The organism is Streptomyces sp. NPDC030862, assembly GCF_055571835.1.
In genome coordinates this window covers 710,049-729,817 of the sequence record NZ_JBVIEN010000001.1, presented here as the reverse complement: position 1 = coordinate 729,817, position 19,769 = coordinate 710,049, and the positions used below count along the sequence as shown (strand labels likewise).

17 protein-coding genes and 1 pseudogene are annotated in these 19,769 nt (G+C 73.4%); 8 read left to right on the top strand and 10 right to left on the bottom strand.

Annotation, left to right across the window (positions count from 1 at the left end; genetic code table 11):
• Nucleotides 1-108 precede the first annotated feature (108 nt).
• From ACZ42X_RS03345 to ACZ42X_RS03320, 6 genes are all read right to left on the bottom strand, one after another.
• Complete coding sequence (locus ACZ42X_RS03345) at nt 109-774, bottom strand: LutC/YkgG family protein (RefSeq protein WP_468284122.1); 666 nt, start codon at nt 772-774, stop codon at nt 109-111.
• Between the two features lie 161 nt (nt 775-935).
• The gene (locus ACZ42X_RS03340) at nt 936-2,360 is read right to left on the bottom strand and encodes a LutB/LldF family L-lactate oxidation iron-sulfur protein (protein WP_468283744.1); all 1,425 of its coding nucleotides are present in this window, start codon (nt 2,358-2,360) and stop codon (nt 936-938) included.
• On the bottom strand, nt 2,357-3,067 hold the full coding sequence (locus ACZ42X_RS03335; protein ID WP_468283742.1) for a (Fe-S)-binding protein: 711 nt from the start codon (nt 3,065-3,067) through the stop codon (nt 2,357-2,359). Before ACZ42X_RS03335 ends, ACZ42X_RS03340 begins: the two co-directional genes overlap by 4 nt.
• A 231-nt stretch (nt 3,068-3,298) precedes the next feature.
• A complete protein-coding gene (locus tag ACZ42X_RS03330) occupies nt 3,299-6,361 on the bottom strand; it encodes a tetratricopeptide repeat protein (RefSeq protein WP_468283740.1) in 3,063 nt (1,020 codons plus the stop codon).
• Entirely contained in the window at nt 6,358-8,247 is a 1,890-nt protein-coding gene (locus ACZ42X_RS03325; RefSeq protein ID WP_468283738.1) for an HSP90 family protein, read from the bottom strand. Before ACZ42X_RS03325 ends, ACZ42X_RS03330 begins: the two co-directional genes overlap by 4 nt.
• A 240-nt stretch (nt 8,248-8,487) precedes the next feature.
• A complete protein-coding gene (locus tag ACZ42X_RS03320; RefSeq protein ID WP_468283736.1) occupies nt 8,488-9,456 on the bottom strand; it encodes a LysR family transcriptional regulator in 969 nt (322 codons plus the stop codon).
• Nucleotides 9,457-9,619: 163 nt separating this feature from the next.
• Between ACZ42X_RS03320 and ACZ42X_RS03315 the strand changes: the two genes are divergently transcribed.
• On the top strand, nt 9,620-10,534 hold the full coding sequence (locus ACZ42X_RS03315) for an NADP-dependent oxidoreductase (protein ID WP_468284120.1): 915 nt from the start codon (nt 9,620-9,622) through the stop codon (nt 10,532-10,534).
• Nucleotides 10,535-10,560: 26 nt separating this feature from the next.
• Here ACZ42X_RS03315 and ACZ42X_RS03310 read toward each other — a convergent pair whose 3' ends face one another.
• The gene (locus ACZ42X_RS03310; RefSeq protein ID WP_468283734.1) at nt 10,561-11,037 is read right to left on the bottom strand and encodes a MarR family winged helix-turn-helix transcriptional regulator; all 477 of its coding nucleotides are present in this window, start codon (nt 11,035-11,037) and stop codon (nt 10,561-10,563) included.
• Nucleotides 11,038-11,219: 182 nt separating this feature from the next.
• Between ACZ42X_RS03310 and ACZ42X_RS03305 the strand changes: the two genes are divergently transcribed.
• From ACZ42X_RS03305 to ACZ42X_RS03275, 7 genes and pseudogenes are all read left to right on the top strand, one after another.
• Entirely contained in the window at nt 11,220-12,050 is an 831-nt protein-coding gene (locus ACZ42X_RS03305; RefSeq protein ID WP_468283732.1) for a CoA transferase subunit A, read from the top strand.
• On the top strand, nt 12,050-12,697 hold the full coding sequence (locus ACZ42X_RS03300; RefSeq protein ID WP_468283730.1) for a CoA transferase subunit B: 648 nt from the start codon (nt 12,050-12,052) through the stop codon (nt 12,695-12,697). The genes ACZ42X_RS03305 and ACZ42X_RS03300 overlap by 1 nt, the downstream gene beginning before the upstream one ends.
• 29 nt (nt 12,698-12,726) lie before the next feature.
• Nucleotides 12,727-13,500 carry a protocatechuate 3,4-dioxygenase subunit beta gene (pcaH, locus tag ACZ42X_RS03295; protein WP_468283728.1) on the top strand — a complete coding sequence of 258 codons (774 nt, stop codon included), beginning with the start codon at nt 12,727-12,729 and terminating at the stop codon, nt 13,498-13,500.
• The gene (pcaG, locus tag ACZ42X_RS03290) at nt 13,497-14,105 is read left to right on the top strand and encodes a protocatechuate 3,4-dioxygenase subunit alpha (RefSeq protein ID WP_468283726.1); all 609 of its coding nucleotides are present in this window, start codon (nt 13,497-13,499) and stop codon (nt 14,103-14,105) included. The genes pcaH and pcaG overlap by 4 nt, the downstream gene beginning before the upstream one ends.
• Complete coding sequence (pcaB, locus tag ACZ42X_RS03285; protein ID WP_468283724.1) at nt 14,102-15,391, top strand: 3-carboxy-cis,cis-muconate cycloisomerase; 1,290 nt, start codon at nt 14,102-14,104, stop codon at nt 15,389-15,391. Before pcaG ends, pcaB begins: the two co-directional genes overlap by 4 nt.
• Nucleotides 15,392-15,414: 23 nt before the next feature.
• Nucleotides 15,415-16,182: pseudogene (locus tag ACZ42X_RS03280) on the top strand (alpha/beta fold hydrolase); the annotation flags it as partial.
• A 109-nt stretch (nt 16,183-16,291) separates the two neighbouring features.
• Nucleotides 16,292-16,753, top strand: coding sequence for an SRPBCC family protein (locus tag ACZ42X_RS03275; protein WP_468283722.1), 462 nt, complete (start codon nt 16,292-16,294; stop codon nt 16,751-16,753).
• Between the two features lie 169 nt (nt 16,754-16,922).
• Here the strand turns inward: ACZ42X_RS03275 and ACZ42X_RS03270 are convergent, their stop codons facing one another.
• From ACZ42X_RS03270 to ACZ42X_RS03260, 3 genes are all read right to left on the bottom strand, one after another.
• A complete protein-coding gene (locus tag ACZ42X_RS03270; protein ID WP_468283720.1) occupies nt 16,923-17,513 on the bottom strand; it encodes a hypothetical protein in 591 nt (196 codons plus the stop codon).
• Nucleotides 17,514-17,601: 88 nt separating this feature from the next.
• A complete protein-coding gene (locus ACZ42X_RS03265) occupies nt 17,602-18,177 on the bottom strand; it encodes a DUF3291 domain-containing protein (RefSeq protein WP_468283718.1) in 576 nt (191 codons plus the stop codon).
• Nucleotides 18,178-18,485: 308 nt separating this feature from the next.
• Complete coding sequence (locus tag ACZ42X_RS03260; RefSeq protein WP_468283716.1) at nt 18,486-19,685, bottom strand: ABC transporter substrate-binding protein; 1,200 nt, start codon at nt 19,683-19,685, stop codon at nt 18,486-18,488.
• Nucleotides 19,686-19,769: the final 84 nt, after the last annotated feature.

The following is a 19,769-nucleotide window of genomic DNA, read 5'->3' as shown; positions in this document are numbered from 1 at the left end:
GAATATGCGTGACGCATAGTGGGCCTGGATTGAGGTGCGCGTGCGCGTGTCGCGCCGCAGCGCGCGGCCTGCGCGTACGCCCCCACGCGCGCCTGCGCGCGCCCCTCTCTACCGGTCGCCGACCACCAGGACGACGTGGAGGGTGCGCGGGCCGTGGACTCCCTCGACCCGGTCGAGCTCGATGTCGCTCGTCGCGGACGGCCCGGACACCCAGGTCAGTGGACGCCCCGGCACCAGGCGCGGCAGCGCCTCCGGGAGCGACGCGACGACCTGGCCCGGCGCGCGCACGACGCACACGTGGAGATCCGGCACCAGCGTCAGGGCCCGGCGGCCCTGGCCTTCGGCGCCGTCCAGGACGAGGGTGCCGGTCTCGGCGATCGCCAGGGCGCAACCGGTGACGACGGCGTCGATCGCGTCGAGCTGCCGGGGTGTCAGCGGTTCGGTGCGGGTGTCATGGAGCCGCTCGACGCCGGTTCCGGCGAGCCAGGCGGCCGGCAGCCCGGGCGGCACGGCGAGCGACCGCACGCCGTGTTCGGCGAGCAGGCCGGCGATGACCTCCGGGAGCCGCTCCTCGGCCGTACGGTGCACATGGGCGCGGTAGTCGGTGAGGTTGTGGTGGAGGAGGTCCAGGAGCGCGGCCGGGTCGTCGGACGGGGCGTGCGCGGTGAGGTAGTCGCGGGCCGGCTCCGGCGCTTCGGGTGCGTCGGCGACGGCCGCGCGGATACGGGCGAGGATCCGCTCGCGGGAGCCGCTGCGGGGCGTGGGCGGGGGCACGGGCGCGGGATCGGTGCCGTCGCGGGGTCCGGTGCCGTCGCGGGGTCCGGCGCTGGTGCGGGGCTCGTCGCCGTGCCGGGGTCCGGCGCTCGTGCGGGGCTTGTCGCCGTGCCATGGTCCGGCGCTCGTGCGGGGCTCGTCGCCCTTACGGGGGTCGGCGCTCATGCCTGGTTCCTCCTCCACCACTCGCGGAACGACTGCTCGGGCATCTCCGGCAGTTCCCGGCCCTCCGTCCACGGCCCCGCGCCCGGCAGCCGCGACGGATGCGCGCGCCGGGTAGCGGAGGCGAGGCGCTCACCGGCGGCGAGGGCGGTGGGGTGGTCGAGCAGCCAGGTCGCCGCCCGGACGGCGGCCTTCTCCAGCCGGTGCCCCCTGCCGCCCTGCTCGGCGACGCGCCCGCGCAGGTGCACCAGCACCTCGGGGATGTCGATGGCCACCGGACACACCTCGTAACACGCCCCGCACAGCGACGACGCGTACGGCAGCGAGGCGTCGATCCCGCTGGCCGTGCCCCGGAGTTGGGGCGTGAGGATGGCACCGATCGGGCCGGGGTAGACGGAGCCGTACGCGTGGCCGCCGGCCCGCTCGTACACGGGGCAGACGTTCAGACAGGCCGAACAGCGGATGCAGCGCAGCGCCTGCCGTCCGACCTCGTCGGCGAGCGCGGCGGTGCGGCCGTTGTCGAGCAGGACGAGGTGGAACGTCCGGGGCCCGTCCCCGTCGCTCGTGCCGGTCCACATACTGGTGTACGGGTTCATGCGCTCGGCCGTCGACGAACGCGGCAGCGTCTGCAGGAACACCTCCAGGTCCCGCCAGGTCGGCACCACCTTCTCGATCCCGACGACCGAGATCAGGGTCTCGGGCAAGGTCAGGCACATCCGCCCGTTGCCCTCGGACTCGACCACCACCAGGGTGCCCGTCTCGGCGACCATGAAGTTCGCGCCGGAGATACCCACTGTGGCGCGCAGGAACTTCTCCCGCAGGTGAAGGCGGGCGGCCTCGGCCAGTTCGGCGGGCGTGTCGGTCAGGCCGTCGGGCGCGGGCCGCCCCCAGGCGCCCATCCGCTCACGGAAGATGTCGCGGATCTCGCCGCGGTTGCGGTGGATCGCGGGGACCAGGATGTGCGAGGGCCGGTCGTCGCCCAACTGCACGATCAGCTCGGCGAGATCCGTCTCGTACGCCGCGATGCCCTCCGCCTCCAGGGCTTCGTTGAGGCCGATCTCCTGTGTGGCCATGGACTTGACCTTCACGACCTCGCGCTCGCCGGTGGCCTTCACCAGCTCGGTGACGATCCGGTTCGCCTCGTCGGCGTCCGCCGCCCAGTGGACCGTGCCGCCCGCCGCCGTGACCGCCTCCTCCAACCGGAGCAGATACGTGTCCAGATGACGCAGCGTACGGTCCTTGATCCGCTTGCCCGCCTCCCGCAGCTGCTCCCAGTCCGCCAACTCCGCGACCGCCCGGGCCCGCTTGTCGCGGATCGTGTGCGTCGCGTGCCGCAGGTTCGCCCGCAGCCGCTCGTCACGTACGGCCGTGGCCGCCGCCTGGGGAAACGCCGGCATCCCGACGAACGTCGTCGTCCCGCTCACCGCAGCGGCTCCTCTTCCGTGCTCGCCAGGATCTCGGCGATGTGCACCGCCCGCATCCGCTCACCCTCCCGCCGCAGGATCCCGCCGATGTGCATCAGACACGAGTTGTCCGCGCCGCACAGCACCGCCGCGCCCGTCCCGGTCGCGTGGCGCACCTTGTCGCGGCCCATCGCCAACGACACCGCGGCGTTCTTCACCGCGAACGTCCCGCCGAACCCGCAGCACTCCTCCGCGCCCGGCAGCTCCACCAGCTCAAGGCCCTTCACCCCCTCCAGCAGCCGGCGCGGCCGGTCCCCGAGCCCGAGCATCCGCAGGCCGTGACAGGAGGGGTGGTACGTGACGGTGTGCGGGAAGTACGCCCCCACGTCCGTCACACCCAGCACGTCGACCAGGAACTCGGTCAGTTCGTACGTCCGGGGCCCCAGCTCCGGCGCGCCCAGTTTCGGGTAGGTGTCCCGCACCATCGCCGCGCACGAACCCGACGGCGTCACGACGTACTCGTACCCCTCGAACGCCCGCACCGTCCGGCGCACCAGCGGCAGCGTCTCGCTTCGGTAGCCGGTGTTGTACTGCGGCTGGCCGCAGCACGTCTGCTCCGCCGGGAAGTCCACCTCGACCCCCAGGCGCCGCAGCAGCCTCACCACGGCGATGCCGGTGGCGGGGTACACCGCGTCATTGACGCAGGTCACGAACAGCGCGACGCGCATCCTGGCTCCTCTCTCCCTCTCGACATGGGGCATCCGGGCGTCGGCCCCGTCCCCTGCCCGTGTCGCCGCGCCGCGCGGAGTGTAGTGGCGCGGCGGCCGCGCCGTGGCGACCGGGTGCCGCATGTCCGCCAGGTGGTCCGTCCGGCACTTCGGCCGGCATTCCGGCCGGCGGACGCACGGCCCGGGCTGTGATGGCCCGGACCGAGTCGCCCGCCCCCCGTCGTGTCCGGGTCAGGCCCTGCCGCCGATCTGTTCGAGCGTGTGCTCCAGTTGCGGCAGGCAGCCGCGGGACTCCTCCGTGTCCAGAGCGCCGAACTCGTCGATCAGCGACCGCAGTCGTGCGGTGGCCGCGTCCGTACGGCCCAGGCCCTGCTCTGCCCACGCCGCCTGGACGGCGCACCGCGCCCGCTCGTCCAGCGCGCCGGCGCCGAGCGCGGCGAACGCCGCCTCCGCCCTCTCCAGCAGGAGCACCGCCTCGCGCCGGGCCTCGGCGGCCGAGGCAGCGTCCTGCCGTGCCCCGCCGGCGCCCTCCGCGTCCGCCCTGCCCTCCGCGTCCGCCGTGTCCTCCGCTTCCTCCCCGTCCTCCGCGTACAGCTCGTCCAGGATCAGCTCGGCCGTCTGCGCCCAGGTACGCGCACGCTCCACCAGCAGCTCGGCCCCCTCGCCCTCGACCGCCGTGAGCGCCCTCGCCATCAGCTCCTTGGCGGCGGCCGGGTCGCCGCCGCGCATCTCCAGCCAGGCGAGCGAACGCAGCGCGCGGGCGAGCGAGACCGGATCGCCCACGCTCTCCCACAGCTCGACGGCCCGCTGGTACGCCGCGACCGCCTCGTCACGCAAGCCCGCGCCCGAGAGGCACTCGGCGGCGAGCGTCGCCAGCTGGGCGTGCGCCCCCGGGTGCTCCCAGCCCTTGGCCACCTCGGCGGCGAGAAGGTACTGCTCCGCCGCGGCCCGCCGGTCGCCCAGTGCGCGCAGGTTCCGCGCGAGCGTGTCGCGGGCGCGTACGGCCTGCTCGTCGCCGTGCTCCAGCAGGTCCGGCAGCGCGGACTCCAGCACCTCGGCTGCCTCGGCGGAGCGCCCCGTCTCGCCGAGGGCCTGGGCGAGGACGAGCCGGGCGTACGCGCCCGCTCCCGCGGAGTCGCCCGCCGCGTCGAACCAGTGGGCGGCCTCAAGGGCGTACTGCGCCGCCTCGGCCTCCTCGCCGTCCCGCTGGTACAGCACCTCCGCCAGCGTCAGCCGTACCACGCCGAGTTCGTGCGGGTCCACAAGCTCCGCGCCGTGTGTCACCGCGGCACGCGCCGCCTCCTCGGCGTCGTCGAGGCGGCCGAGCCGCATCAGCAGCCGGGCCCGCCGCGACAGCGGCTCCGCGGCGTCCCAGGGGTGGCCCGAGGCGATGACGCGCCGCGCGGCCAGGGCGAGCAGCTCGTCCGCCGTGTCCGCGTCGCCCGACCGCCAGGCCAGGTCGGCGCGGATCCTGTCCGCCTCGGCGAGCAGGTCGTCCACACCGCTGCCTTCGCCGCCCGTGTCGCGCCCGAACTGCTCGGTGAACACGGCCAGATCGGCCGCGAGGCGTGCGTCGCCGTGGTCCTCCTCGTCGTGGCGCAGCGCCGCGTCGATCTTTATCTTCAGCAGGGCGGCCGTCGCGATCCGGCGTGTCCTGGTGGGGTCGGCCGGGTCCAGGGCCTGGGCCGAGGCGGCGGCCGCCGCCGTCAGGTCGCGGATCTCCTCCGGCTCCGCGCCCGCTCGCACCGCCGCGGTGGCCACACGCAGTTCGGCGAGCGCGGCACGGCTCGGCTCACCGGCGGCGCGGTAGGCGGCGGCGGTCCGTTCGAAGAGCTCCCGCGCGCTCTCGTCGCCCGCACGCCCGGCGCGGATGGCCCGGTGGTCCAGCAGGTCGGCCGCGAGCAGCGGATCGGCGGTCTTGCCCCTCTCCGCGGTCTCGCCCCCCTCCGCAGCCTCGCCCGCCTGCGAGGCCAGGGCTTCCACCCGGTCCCAGGCGGCCGTCGCCCGGGGGTGGCCCTGGGCGCGCAGCTCCCGGGCTTCGGCGACTGCCTCGGCGACCAGTTCGGCCGGGGAGGCCGGGGAAGCCGGGGTCCCGGGGGCCGCCGCCTGGTCACCGCCACGCGGAACCGGCGCCACCGGCGCCGGGGTGGGCGGGCCCGCGAGCCGGACGGCCCGTACGCCCAGCGGCAGACCCGCCAGCAGCGGCTCGCGCTCCAGCCGGTGCTTCAGCCGCCCGGACACGACATCGCTGCCGTTGCGCTCGTCGAAGCGGGCCGCGATCCCGGTTGCCTCGGCGGTCAGCAGCTCGTGCAGCTCCCGCACCGTGCGCTGCCGCCCCGCGTACGCGACCGCGGGCTGCTCGCCGACGCCGAGCTCCAGCAGCCGGCGCGTCAGGACCAGGACCCCGGTGAGCAGCTCCAGCCGGGCCCACGGGTTGCCTTCGGACGCGAGGTGCGCGGCGTGCTCCGAGAGGATCTCCAGGCCCCGGCCCTCGTTGCCGGTCAGCGCGCAGAACTCGATGTGCAGGCCGATCGAGGGCAGCAGACTCTCGTTGCCCCGGGCCATGCGGTAGCCGCGCAGGTGGTGGGCGCGAGCGTCGTCCAGCCGGCCCGTCCGCACCAGCGGGAGCAGCGACTTGGCCAGCACCCGGTGCGGCTCCTCCATGCAGCCGGCGCTGCCGTCGAGGACCGGCCCCCACGTGCGCAGGGCCTCGTCGTCCTGTCCTTGGCTCAGCCGGTAGTGGCCCTGGTCGTTGAGCTCGCAGGCGTGGCAGTTGGCCATCCGGTCGCGCTCCGCCGCCGTCCACGCGGCGAACGCGCGCGCCGCCCGCTCGGTGTCGCCGGTCTCCTCGGCCAGCTCGAACTCGGCCTGCCGTACGGCGCGCTCGCTGTATCCGGCCATCCGGTAGCGGCGCTCCATCTCGCCGAGCCACTGCTCCATGGTGGCGAGCGGGATCTCCGGCAGCGTCAGCATTCCGGAGCTGACCCACTTGAACATCCAGTGGAAGGTGTGGGTGTCGGCCCCGTCGAACGCGGACGGGTCACGGTCCCACTCCTGCATGAGGCGCGCGAACGGCACCAGCATCTTGCCGCGCTCGGTGCTGTACTCGTACGCCCGGATGAGCCCGAAGAGCGCCTGCCGGAGCAGGTCCCGGTCCCCGGTGGCCTCGGCCGCCGTGACCAGCTCCTCCGCCCGCGCGTTGCGCAGCAGCCCGTTGGGCGCGGACTCGTTCTCCCACAGGGCCCGGCGGATGTCGTCGGGGCCCGGCTGGCCCGCGTGTTCGGCGGTGGTCACTTGTCGTCCTCCCGGGTGGTGCCCTCGGCGGGGGTGGTGGTGGGGTGCGTCGCCCATTCCAGGAGCCCGAGGAAGGCCCGGTTGAGCAGTGAGGTGTCGGCGGGACGCAGCGGGCGCTGCGCCATCAGCAGGGCCTGCCCGTACAGCGACTCGACCGCCGTACCGGCCAGCTCCGGGTCGGTGATCGCCGCGACGCGCCGCACCAGGGGGTTGTTGTGGTTGAGCACCAGCCGGGCGCGGGGCGCCGAGCCGCGCAGGGCGCCGAGGATGTCGCTCCACAGGCTGTCGGCGCCCTCCTCGGCCGCCGCGCGGTCCCGCTCGTGGCGGGCCTCCCGGTCGTCGAGGTACAGCGCCGGCACGGTGACGGGCTGGAAGGCGCGCAGCGCCACATCGCAGCCCAGGGCGTCGAGCCGGGTCCGGGCGGTGGCGAGGAACGCGGCCAGGGCCAGCTCCTGCCGCGGTTCGACGGGGTCGAGGTGGGCCGTGACGGCGCCCGCGTCGAGCTCGCTGACGGTGACGCCCTCCCTGACCTGGGGCAGCAGGGCGATGAGGTCCGCGTCGTAGGTGTACCCGCCGTTGACGACGCCGAGGCCGTGCGCGGCGGCGATGGGGGAGACCTGCCGGAACTCCTCCACCGTGCGCGTGAAGTGGACCTGCGGATGGGCCCGTACGAACTCGTCGAGGGTGACCCGGCCGTCGCTGGTCTCGAACGGCAGCCACGGCAGCATCAAGGTGAACAGCTCGGCGTCGTGCCGCGCCATCGACTTCACGCCCAGGTGGTGCACGGTCAGGAACGCCGCCAGCCGGTCGGGGTCCCCGGCCGCGAGCTCGGCGAGCCACTCGCGGATGCGGACGCCGAGCGCCTCGCGCACGGCGGCGAGGGTCTCGTCGTCGTACAGGTTCTCCCGGGAGGCCGTCGGGCGCAGGGTGTCGGTGTCCAGGACCACGCGGACGAAGAACGCCCAGTCGGGCAGGAGGTTGTCCGCCCGGTCGGTGAGCAGCATGCCTTTCAGGTAGACCCGGTGCGCCGCCCGGTGGGCGGGGCTGGTGGCCGAGGGCAGGACGTAGGCGACACCGCGTACCCCCGCGACCGGCAGGTCCAGGTCGATGGAGTCCAGCGGCGTGAACCCGAAGACCCGAGCGCAGTGCCCGGCGAGCGCGACGCGCCGCGCGGTGGGCGTCGGGTACGCCCGGTCCCACACGGCGGGCCGCTCCGTCAGCGGTCGGTCGGCGGCGTCCGGCCCCGTGAAGGTGACCTCGTGGGGCAGCAGCGAGCCGAAGTCCCTCGCCAGTTCGGCCACGCGCCCCGGCTCGGTCCACTCCTCGGCCCCGGGGCGCGGCTCCAGCCGCACGGTGGTGCCCGGCTCCGGACGCGCCTCGTGGGGCAGCGTCCGCACCGTGTACGACCCGTCGTCGCTCGCCAGCCACTCCACCGGCGGCTCGTCGGGCTTGCGGGCGGAGCGCGACACCACGCGTATCCGCTGGGCGACGACGAAGCACGCAAGCAGTCCGATGCCGAACTGCCCCAGGAACTCCTGCCGTGCGCTGTCCAGAGCGTCGCGCTTGGAGCTGCGGCCGATGGTGGCGAGGAGGGTGTGCACCTCCTCGGAGGTCAGACCGATGCCGGTGTCCTCCATGACGACGGCGTCGCCGGTGGCCGTCAGCCGGATGCCGGTGGGCGCGGCGGGGTCGTGGGCGAGGCGGGCGGTGACCGCGTCCACGGCGTTCTGCAGCAGTTCGCGGACGTACACGCGCGGGCTGGAGTAGAGGTGGTGCGACAGCAGATCGACGAGGCCGCGCAGGTCCACCTGGAAGGTGTTGACCGACGGCTCGGCGGCTTCGGCGGCTTCGGGAACTTCGGAGGAATCGGAAGGGCGCAGGTTCATGGGCACAAGGGAGCACCCTCACGGCCCCGGACGGCGGCCGCGGGTGCGGGTCGGGCGATCGCGGGGTCCCCCCCTCACAAATCGCGATGGACCCGGCCCTGACCCCGGCGCCGTACACGGGCATACGCGCACGCCACCGAGGAGGACTCGGAATTGCTGACCATCGTAGGGAGGGCCACTGACAATGCCCAGGTACTTTCCCGCGGGCTTCCCGTGGGGGCCGTCAGATCCCGCGGCTGGTCACTTCCGTGGGCTCAGTGCTGCGCGGTCCGCTTCGGGCAGCCACCAAGGGGCGTCGGGAAGACGATGCCAGTGATGGGCCCTGGCGTAGGTGTGGACGAGCTCCAGAGCACGGTGGGTGGCGGCCGTCGCGGTGGTGGCGTTCCAGACGGCGTGCCAGGGGTAGAGAGGGACCGGGCTGGTCAGAGGGCGAGCGGTCAGGCCCTCGGGAAGCTGCCCCGTGGTGAGGCCGAAGGCGGGGTAACCGCGGGCTTGCACGGTTGCGTGGATGGCGGTGCGGCCGTGCCCGCGTACGCGGAGCGCGCTGCGCAGCCCGAAGGCGGCCATGGTCTGGTCGATCCAGTCGCGCCATTCGGCGGCTTCGTCGGCGGTGTGGACGAGGAGGGGGTGGTCGGCGAGAGCGGCAAGGGGCACCTCGTCGCGTTCGGCGAGAGGGTGGTCGGCGGGGACGATGACGCCGATGGGCTCCAGCCGTACGGGCATGGTGGCCAGGGGCGCCGGAAGTTCTCGGCCGAGGCCGAGGCCGAGGCCGTGGATACGGCCGAAGGAGAGATCGAGATCCCCGGAGAGCAGGCGGGGCAGTGCGGCCGCCAGGCCCTGGCTGTGGACGACCTCCAAGGGCAGGCACGGGGTCTGGGAGCTCAAGTGCCGGGCGAGGAGCGAGGGGGTCAGCCCCTCGGTGAGGACATCGATGCGCAGCGGTGTGCTGGCGCGGGTGAGGTCGTCGACGAGTCGCTGAGCATCAGTGAGCAGACGCTGTGCGCGGGTGGTGAAGACCTCGCCCGCGGGGGTGGGGGTGACCTGGCGGCGGTCGCGGTGGAACAGCTGGACGCCGAGGCGCTTCTCCAGGGCGGTGATCTGAGCGGACAGGGTCTGCTGGGCGATGGAGAGCCGGGCGGCGGCCCGGCCGTAGTGACGTTCTTCGGCGAGGGTCACGGCGTAGCGAGCCTGGCGCAGATCGAGATCCACCCCTTCACCGTAACAGCCTGAGACTGTTGCGTGTCTGGTGGAGAGTGTTGGACCCGCCAAGGTCCGCAGACGTTGACTGGGGAGCAGAAGGCGCCATTCGAGGCATATCCGAAGCCTTGGGTGGCTATCTAACCGCTCATTCGAAGGTGTAGGCGCAAGCGTGATGAAGGCAGTGGTGATGGACTCCTATGGCGGCCCGGAGGTGCTGCGGGTGGCTGATCTTCCCGAGCCGCAGGCGGGTGCGGGACAGGTCCGGGTGCGGATCAAGGCGGCGGGGCTGAACCCGATCGATGCCAAGATCCGGCGCGGGGAGTTCGATGCGGTCTACGACATCTCTTTCCCTCAGCAGCTCGGCAACGAGTTCGCCGGTGTGGTGGACCAGCTCGGTGACGGTGTCGACGGTTTCTCGGCCGGGGACGAGGTGATCGGGTTCGTGGACATGGCGGCCTACGCCGAGCAGGTCGTCGTCCCCGCGGAGAACCTGACGCCGAAGCCCGCGGTCCTCTCGTGGGAGACGGCCGCGGTCGTGGGGGCGGTCGGGCAAGCGGCGTTCAACGCGCTGGCCCGGCTGGAGCCGAAGGCCGGGGAGACGGTGCTCATCCATGGCGCGTCGGGTGGCGTCGGGAGCCTGGCGGTGCAGTTCGCCCGAGCGCGGGGCGTCCATGTGATCGGAACGGCGGGCGAGGCCAACCACGACTACCTCCGCTCCCTCGGTGCCACCCCGGTGGCGTACGGCGAGGGCCTGGAACAGCGGGTGCGCGAGTCGGCCCCGCAGGGCGTGGACGCCTCGCTGGACCTGACGGGTTCCGAGGAGGCCATCAGCGTGTCCGTCGCCGTGACCGGCGACACGCGCCGGATCGTGACGCTGGCCGGCCCGCGGCTCGCCGAGCGGTACGGCATCACCATGATGTTCGGAACCCGCTCGGCCGCCACCGTCGCCCACGTCGCCCAGGCGGTGGCCCGCGGTGAGGCCACCCTGCCCATCGCCCGCCGCTTCGCGCCGGCGGACATGGCCGAAGCGCACCGGCAGATGGAGACCGGCGGACACCAGGGCAAGCTCGTCCTGACTGTGGACTGAACCCTGGAGCCCCGGTCGGCCGCTCCCTACGAACCCCCGCCCGCCACCGCGTAGTCCGGCTCCGCCGGGTTGCGGAGCCCCTCCGCAGCGTCCGAGACGCGGCGCAGCAGGGCCAGGAAGACCGTCTGCTCGGCGGGGTCCAGGGGGGCGAGGAAGACCTGGTTCATCCGGGCCGTGCGGACCGCGAGGCGCTTGTGCACGCGTACGCCCTCCTCCGTGGCGTGCAGCACGGAGCGGCGGCCGTCGCGCGGGTCGCGCACCTTGTCGACGAGGCCGCGGTCGGCCAGCCGGCGGATCACCTCGGCGATGGTGGAGCGGTCGAGGCCGACCCGCTCGCCGACCGTCCGCTGGTCCAGGGCGTCTTCGCCCACCAGGGTGTTGAGCACGGCGAACTGCGGGGAGGTGACCTCCTCCGAGACCATCGTGGTCCACAGCAGCGTGTGCGCCTGCTGCAACCGCCGGGCCAGATGGCCCGGATGGCTGCCGAGATCGAGTGCGGGCACGGTGGACTCCTCTCTCCCGATGACTCTCCCAGGAGACAGGTGTCCCCGAGCCGGGACAGTGTCTCACGTACGCACAGTGCACTGAGGGTCTTGACCGGCCCAGATCGCGGTGCCAGGCTGCTGCCCGACGACGAATGCTCAGTGTACTGAGCGTTTCTTTCCGCTCGGGAGGAACCAGCCGGATGGACAAGGTGGTGGCCACGGCAGCGCAAGCGGTGGCCGACATACACGACGGAGCGTCCCTGGCCGTCGGCGGCTTCGGCCTCAGCGGCGTACCGAACACGCTCATCCAGGCGGTGTTCGAGACCGGCGTCAGGCGCCTCGCCGTCGTCTCCAACAACTGCGGAGCCTTGGAGTCCGGTCTCGCCGTCCTCCTGGCCGCCGGGCGCATCGCCCGCGTGACCGGCTCGTACATCGGCGCCAACAAGGAGTTCGCCCGCCAGTACCTCGGCGGCGAGCTGGAGCTGGAACTGATCCCCCAGGGCACCCTCGCCGAGCGGCTGCGCGCCGGCGGCGCGGGCATCCCCGCCTTCTACACACCGGCCGGCGTCGGCACCCAGGTCGCGGACGGCGGCCTGCCCTGGAGGTACGACGGCGACGGCGGCGTCGCAGTGGCGTCCCCGCCCAAGGAGGTCCGGGAGTTCGACGGCGTACCGCACGTCCTCGAACACGGCATCCGCACCGACTTCGCGCTCGTCCGCGCGGCCAAGGGCGACCGCCACGGCAACCTCGTCTTCGCCAAGTCGGCCCGCAACTTCAACCCGCTCGCGGCCATGGCCGGGCGCGTCACCGTCGCGGAGGTCGAGGAGCTGGTCGAGCCCGGCGCGATCGACCCGGACCACGTGCACCTGCCGGGCGTCTTCGTCCAGCGCGTCGTCGCCCTCACCCCGGAGCAGGCCGCCGACAAGAAGATCGAGAACCGCACGGTCCGTACGGTCAGCCCGGTCCGCTCGGTCCGTATGGACCCTCCGGCGCGTACGGACCGTACGGCAACCCGAGAGGCGCGTGGCTGATGCCCTGGACCCGCGACCAGATGGCCGCCCGCGCCGCCGCCGAACTGCGCGACGGCGAGTACGTCAACCTCGGCATCGGACTGCCCACCCTCATCCCCGACCACCTCCCCGACGGCGTCCACGTGGTCCTCGAATCCGAGAACGGCATCCTGGGCACCGGCCCCTACCCGTACGAGCACGAAGTCGACCCCGACCTCATCAACGCGGGCAAGGAGACCGTCACCGTCCTGCCCGGAGCCTCCTACTTCGACTCGGCGCTCTCCTTCGCGATGATCCGCGGCGGCCACATCGACGTCGCCGTCCTCGGCGCCATGCAGGTCTCCGCCCGCGGCGACCTCGCCAACTGGGCCGTCCCCGGCAAGCTCGTCACCGGCATCGGCGGCGCCATGGACCTCGTCCACGGGGCCCGGCGGGTGCTGGTCACCATGACGCACACCGCCAAGGACGGCAGCCCGAAGATCGTCGAGGAGTGCACCCTGCCGCTCACCGGCCGGGCCTGCGTCCACCGGATCATCACCGACCTCGGCGTCCTCGACGTCACCGACGACGGCCTGGTGCTCGTGGAGACGGCCCCCGGAGTCACCACCCGGGACATCGCCGACCGCACGGCCGCCCCGGTGCGCACCGAAGCGACCCAAGCCCGTTGAGCCCGCCGATCCCGCAGGAGTTCACCGCCATGGCACTCACCCAGCAGGACATCGACGTCGAGATCGTCCGGCAGCGCACCGCGTACGAGAAGTCCGTCGCCGACGGCGCCCCGCGCGCCGACCACCCGCCGCGCGACTACCCGCCCTACCGCTCCAGCGTGCTGCGCCACCCGCGCCGGCCGCTCGTCGCCATCGCCGCCCAGCGCGACCCGGAAGCCGTCGAACTCGCCGCGCCCGCCTTCGGCGAGACCGACGTCACCGAGCTCGACAACGACCTCACCCGCCAGCACCCCGGCGAACCGATCGGCGAGCGCATCACCGTCACCGGGCGCGTACGCGACCGCGACGGGCGTCCCGTACGGGGACAGCTCGTCGAGCTCTGGCAGGCCAACGCCGCCGGCCGCTACGCCCACCGGCGCGACCAGCACCCGGCCCCCCTCGACCCCCACTTCACCGGCGTCGGACGGACCCTCACCGACGACGACGGCCACTACCGCTTCACCACCATCAAGCCCGGCGCCTACCCCTGGCGCAACCACACCAACGCGTGGCGGCCCGCCCACCTCCACTTCTCGCTCTTCGGCTCCGCGTTCACGCAGCGGCTCGTCACCCAGATGTACTTCCCGAACGACCCGCTCTTCCCGTACGACCCGATCCTCCAGTCCGTCACGGACGAACGCGCGCGGCAGCGCCTGGTCGCCACCTACGACCACACCCTTTCCACCCCCGAATGGGCCTTGGGCTACCGCTGGGACATCGTCCTGGACGGCCCCGCCGCCACCTGGATGGAGGACGGCCGATGAGCGCCCTCGACCCCACCCCTTCGCACACGGTGGGCCCCTTCTACGGGTACGCCCTCCCGTTCCCCGGCGGCGGCGAGATAGCCCCCTTCGGACACCCGGACACCATCACCGTCCACGGGTACGTCCTCGACGGCGAGGGCGGGCCCGTCCCGGACGCGCTCATCGAGATCTGGGGGCCCGGCCCGGACGGCGAACTGCCGCGCAAGGGCGGCTCGATGCGCCGCGACCCCGTCACCGGGGGCTTCCTCGGCCGCAACGGCGTCGACTTCACCGGCTTCGGCCGCGTACCGACCGACGCCGACGGCCACTGGACGGTACGGACCCTGCGCCCCGGCCGGCGTGGCGCCGGCGCCCCCTACCTGAGCCTGTGCGTCTTCGCCCGCGGACTCACCCACCACCTCTTCACCCGCGCCTACCTCCCCGAACTCGCCGAGGCCGGGGCCACCGACCGGGCCACCGACCCCCTGCTCGCCTCGCTGCCGCCCGCGCGCGCCGCGACACTGGTCGCGCGCCCCGAACCGGACCAGCCGGTACGGAACCCGACGTACCGGTTCGACATCCGGTTGCAGGGCGAGGGCGAGACCGTCTTCCTGGAGTTCACATGACGGCGTACACGGCGACCGAGTACGACCCCGAGGAGACGGGCCTGCTCGCCCCCGGGAGCGCCGGCACACCGGCCGAGGCCGCCACCTCCGACGCGGCCTTCCTGCGGGCGATGCTCGACGCGGAGGCCGCCCTCGCCCGCGTCCAGGCGCCCCCGGAGGCCGCCGAGGCCATCGCGGCCGCCTGCGCGCGCCCCTTCGACGCCCCGGACGTACGGGACCTGGCCCTGCGCGCGCGTACCGGCGGCAACCCCGTCATCCCGCTCGTCGCGGACCTGACCGCCGCCGTACCGGAACACGCGCGGGCGTACGTCCACCGGGGCGCCACCAGCCAGGACATCCTCGACACCGCGGCCATGCTCGTCGCCTCCCGCACCCTCGCGCTGCTCCTGGCGGACCTGGAGCGCACCGCCGCGTCCCTGGGCGCCCTCGCGGCCGCGCACCGCGACACGCCGATGCCCGGCCGCACCCTCACCCAGCACGCCGTCCCCACCACCTTCGGCCTGAAGGCGGCGGGCTGGCGCGCCCTCGTCCTGGACGCCCGCGACCGGCTGTACGCCGTACGCGACCGGCTGCCCGCCCAACTCGGCGGCGCCGCCGGCACCCTGGCGGCCTTCGAGGCCCACGGCTCCGACCCGCTCGCCCTCGTCGGCGCGTACGCCCGCGAACTCGGCCTCGCCGAACCGGCCCTGCCCTGGCACACCCTGCGTACGCCGGTGGCCGACCTCGCCGGCGCCCTCGCCTTCACCGCCGGGGCGCTCGGAAAGGCCGCCGCGGACGTCCTCGTCCTCTCCCGTACGGAGACGGGCGAAGTGACCGAGGGCAGCGGCGGCGGCTCCTCCGCCATGCCCCACAAGACCAACCCCGTACGCTCCACCCTGCTCGCGGCGGCCGCCCGGCGCGCGCCCGCCCTCGCCGCCGTCCTGTACGCCTCCGTCGCCGCCGAGGACGAGCGGCCCCCCGGCGCCTGGCACGCCGAGTGGGAGCCGCTGCGCGACCTGCTGCGCCTCGTCGGCGGCGCCGCGCACCACGCCGTGCGGCTGGCCGAAGGGCTGCGCGTCCACCCCGAGCGGATGCGGGCCGATCTGGACCTCACCCGCGGTCTGATCGTCTCCGAGCGGCTGCGGACCCGCTTCTCGAAAGACGTGCTCACGCGTGCGGCGGAGGAGGTCCGTACGACCGGCAAGCCGCTCGCCGACGTACTCGGCGTGCCATCCGAGCTGACGGACCCCATCCACTACACGGGCGCGGCCGGGCCCCTCACCGACCGCGCCCTGGAACGCCGATGAAGCCGCTGAAACCGATGAAGCCGATGGATCAGCCCGCCCTTCTCCACCACGTCACGGAGGGCGACGACACCGCCCCCGCCCTCCTCCTCGGGCCGTCCCTGGGCACCTCCACCGCCCTGTGGGACCGCGTCGCACCGGGGCTCACCGCCTTCCGCCGCGTGCGCTGGGACCTGCCCGGACACGGGCACAGCCCCGCCGGACTCCTGCGGCCCGGCACCACCACCGTCACCGTCGCCGACCTCGCCGCGCACGTCCTGCGCCTCGCCGACGCCCTCGGCCTGGAGCGGTTCCACTACGCGGGCGTCTCCCTCGGCGGCGCCGTCGGCCTCCGGCTCGCCGCGCACCACCCCGACCGGCTGCACCGGCTCGCCGTCGTCTGCTCCTCGGCCCGCTTCGGCGAGCCCGGCCCCTGGCGGGACCGTGCCGCGCTCGTACGCCGCGAGGGCACGGCGCCGGTCGCGGTGACGGCGGCCTCCCGCTGGTTCACGCCCGGCTTCACTGGTGACCCCCTGGCCCGACGCCTGGTCGACGACCTGCGCCGGGCGGACCCGGGCGCGTACGCCGCCTGCTGCGACGCCCTGGCCGCCTACGACCTGCGCGACGCCCTGCCCTCCATCGCCACCCCCACTCTGGTGCTCGCCGGCCTCGAGGACCCGGCCACCCCGCCCGCCCACGCCCACGAGCTTGCCACCGCCCTCCCCGACGCCACCCTCACCGAGCTCCCCGGCGCTTCCCACCTGGCCCCTGCCGAGCGCCCCGAGGAGGTCCTCGCCGCCCTGAAGTTCCACTTCATGGCGTGAGGACGCATAGCCGAGCGCGTGCGGGTTACCCGGATGACGTGCCGAGCGCGGTGGGAACGCCGCCGCGCGTCGCCGACAGCACGGAAGCGAGGAGTCACTGATGAGCACGGTGAAGGAAGCCGTAGAGGTCGAGGTGCCCCTGCACACCGCCTACAACCAGTGGACCATGTTCGAGTCGTTCCCCCACTTCATGGAGGGGGTCGAGGAGGTCAGGCAGGTCGACGACCGCCACAACCACTGGGTCACCAAGATCGGCGGGGTGAAGCGGGAGTTCGACACCGAGATCATCGACCAGCTCCCCGACGAGCGGATCGCGTGGCGGACGATCAGCGGCGACACCCGTCAGAAGGGCATGGTCAGCTTCCAGCCTCTCGACGACACCCACACGCGCGTCGAACTGGTCATGGACGTCGAGCCGAGCGGTATGGCGGACAAGGCCGCCGACATGACCGGCATGATCGACCGCCGGGTCAAGGGCGACATGCGCCGGTTCAAGGAGTACATCGAGAAGCAGGGCGGCGAGGACGGCGGCTGGCGCGGCCGCATCCGCCCGGGCGACTGACCCGTCGGCCCGGCTAGCGGCATGAGCCTCCTGGCCCCCGGACCCGCGCGGTCCGGGGGCCAAGCCGCGTCGTACGCTCGTGCGCCCGCCCCAGCACCTCTGCGCAACGGCCGGACCGGCGGCGAGCGGACGAGAACGCCCTGCAGTCAGTCCTGTGCAGTCCCGCCTCTCAGCCGAAGATGTCCAGGATGTCCGTCCGGGAGCCGTCGTCGGCGGGGCGGTAGCGGGCCACCATCGGGCGCGGCTCCGGATAGGCCGCTGCTGCGGCCCTCGCCCGGACGATCTCCGGCCCGCCGCACGCCGCGACCGCGAAGGCGCCGAAAACCTTGGCGAACGCGGCCGGGTCGCGAAACTCCACGCCGTACGCCCGGCCGTCCAGCAGCGGCACCCACACCACCCGGTCACGCCGTGTCCACTCCAGCACCGGCTGGTCGTCGGCGGTCGACAGCCCCTCCAGCCACAGGCGCGCCACGTGCAGCAGGTTCACCTCCTCCATCGGCAGCCGCCTACGCCGTATACGCAGTTCACGTGTCGTCAGCGTGACCTGCTGGTCCTTCTTCGGATACCAGAACACGCCGATCCCGAACGGCACCCACAGCACGAGCCAGATGAACGGCCAGGTCATAGCGTCGTTCCACGATCGGAGCAGTCCACCGTCCACCAGGTACAGGACCCCGAAGACCAGAACCCACTTCGCCGTCATCCGCCAGAACCCGCTGCCCTGCCGGTACAGCACCCGCCGCTTGCTCTCCCTCGTCATGCCCGCACGCTACCCGCAGCTCCGCGGTGACCAGACCCAGGTGGCGACATCGCTGCGCGCTCGGCCGCGCTGCGATCGCTGGTCGTTCCTAGTCGTTCATGGTTCCGAGTCGGTGACCCTCGGTTTTCGTTCCGACGCCTTCGAGTCGGGTCGGTTCTCCGCCTGGGGTAAACGGACGGTGGAAGGTGAAGGCGTAGGGCGCGGAGCCGTGTTCGTGGAGGTGCTCCAGCCGGGAGACCCCGTCCTGCCACATAGGTATCGCGCCGTCGGCGACCCACCAGAACACGTAACCCGGGTGCCCAGTCCGCTCGAACCAGTCGTAACGCCTGTTGAGCGCCGCGCGGTGCAGGCCGGTGTAGATGGCGTCGAAGGCGGCGCCCAGATCGCTCCAGAGGGAGAGGGTCGCGGCCAGGGCGGTGGTTTCCGCACTGCGGCCTTTGCCGTACCAGGCCGGAACGACGAACTCTCCCCATGCGCCCCAGTCGGCGTCGAAGAGTACGCCCTGGACGTGGTGCGCCGGTTCAGCGTGAGTGATGAATCCGGGGTGCCGGCCGATCTCCTGGTAGACGGCCTCACCGCTTTCGTAGAACTCCCGGGTGAGAGGCCCGGGATCGGTGAGGGGTGACTTCAGCACGCTGAACGTGTACAGAGCGAGATGGGGCATGCGTCTCTCCCTGGCCGAGTGGGCCTGGTGGGGAATTCCTGACGGTCCCGCCGTCCGGGCGTGGACTCGATTCGATGGCCTGCCCGTGGGGGGAGTTACAGGCGTGATCGACTCAGCCTGAGGGAACTCCTGTGCGACTCTGGGCGCCGCCGAATGAGAGGTGACGATAGCCACCTCCGCAGACTCTGTCGAAGTTGCGTTTTCCCTCGTCAAGTGGCCTCTTGCAGAGGCCCTGGTGGCGGCTGAGGCGGTGCGGGAGGTCGGCCGGCGCTGCTACGGGTGAGGGCGTCGGGCCGAGGCGGTCCGCCTCACCCCCCGCCCACCCCCACCAGCTCACCGCCCGACCGGAGGCCCGGAACACCCCGCGGGTCCACCACCACCAGTTCGTACGGGTGCGCGCGGCCGCGTTGCCACTGGCCGCCCGAGAGGCGGATCGTGGCGACGTTCGGGACCGGGCCCGACGTCCAGTCCAGGGGGCCCGCCATCGTGTGCAGGCGCGTCGTGGCGAGGGCCGCCGTCACGGAGGGCGGGTCCGTCGGGTCGGTGGCGGTCGTCAGGGCGTGGGCGGCCACCTCGAAGAGGGCGTACGCGAGGCCCAGCGGCTGGAGCCATCGGTTGCCGGTGGCGCGCTCGTACGCCTCGGCCAGCTCCGCGGCGGTCATGCCGTCCAGGGACGAGCGGTACGGGTGGGCCGGGGTCCAGTAGACGAGTGTCGCCACGTTCGCCTGCGGGGGCTCACCGGTGGCCGTCGCGGCGGGCGGGTACGCCAGCCACCGCGAACAGGTGATCAGCCGGGGCCGCAGCCCGTACGCCGCGGCCTCCCGCCGGAACAGGGCGAGGTCCGCCCCCGTCGCCGCGCTCGTGACGACGTCCACCTCCGCCTCCCGGAACGCCGCCAGGGTCCCGCCGGTCCCGTCGAAGCCCCCGGACGGCTCCCGGTACCCCGGCGGGTCCACCAGCCGGTAGCCGCGCGCCCGGGCCGCCGGAAGGAAACCGTGCTCGGCGTGGCGCGACCACGCGCCCTGCGGGCCGTCGTTCCACAGGCACCCCACCGCGCGGCCCGGTCCCGCACCCGCCGCCTCCCACAAGTCCGCGAAGGTCTCCGCGATGTCGTCGAGACCCCAGCAGAAGTGGTACGTCCAGCGGAACGGACGCCGATCCGTCGCGCCGCGCCCGTAGAAGTACACCTGCCAGGGAAAGGTGCTGGACAGGCACGGAACACCGGCCTCCTCGCAGCTGTCGGCGACCGCCGGGAGCACCTCCGTGCCCGCCAGCGTCACCACCATCCGCGCCCCTTCGTCCCGCACCAGCTCCCGCACGGCCCGCCGGGCGCCTTCGGCTGTGGAGCGGCTGTCACGGCTCACCAGGCGCACCCGCCCGCGCAGTTTCGGTGCCAGGAGCTCCATCGCGTACGCCAGCGGATCCCCGAGCCGCGCCAGCCGGCCGGTGCGTGCGACGACCACGCCCACGGTCGGGATCCGTCCCTCTTGCCCGTTCTTCTGTTCCATGCCCCGGACAACGCCACCGCGCCGCGGGCGTAACGATCCGTCTCCGCGCACCGCCGGGGCTGCGGCCGCGCTGTGCCCTGGTCG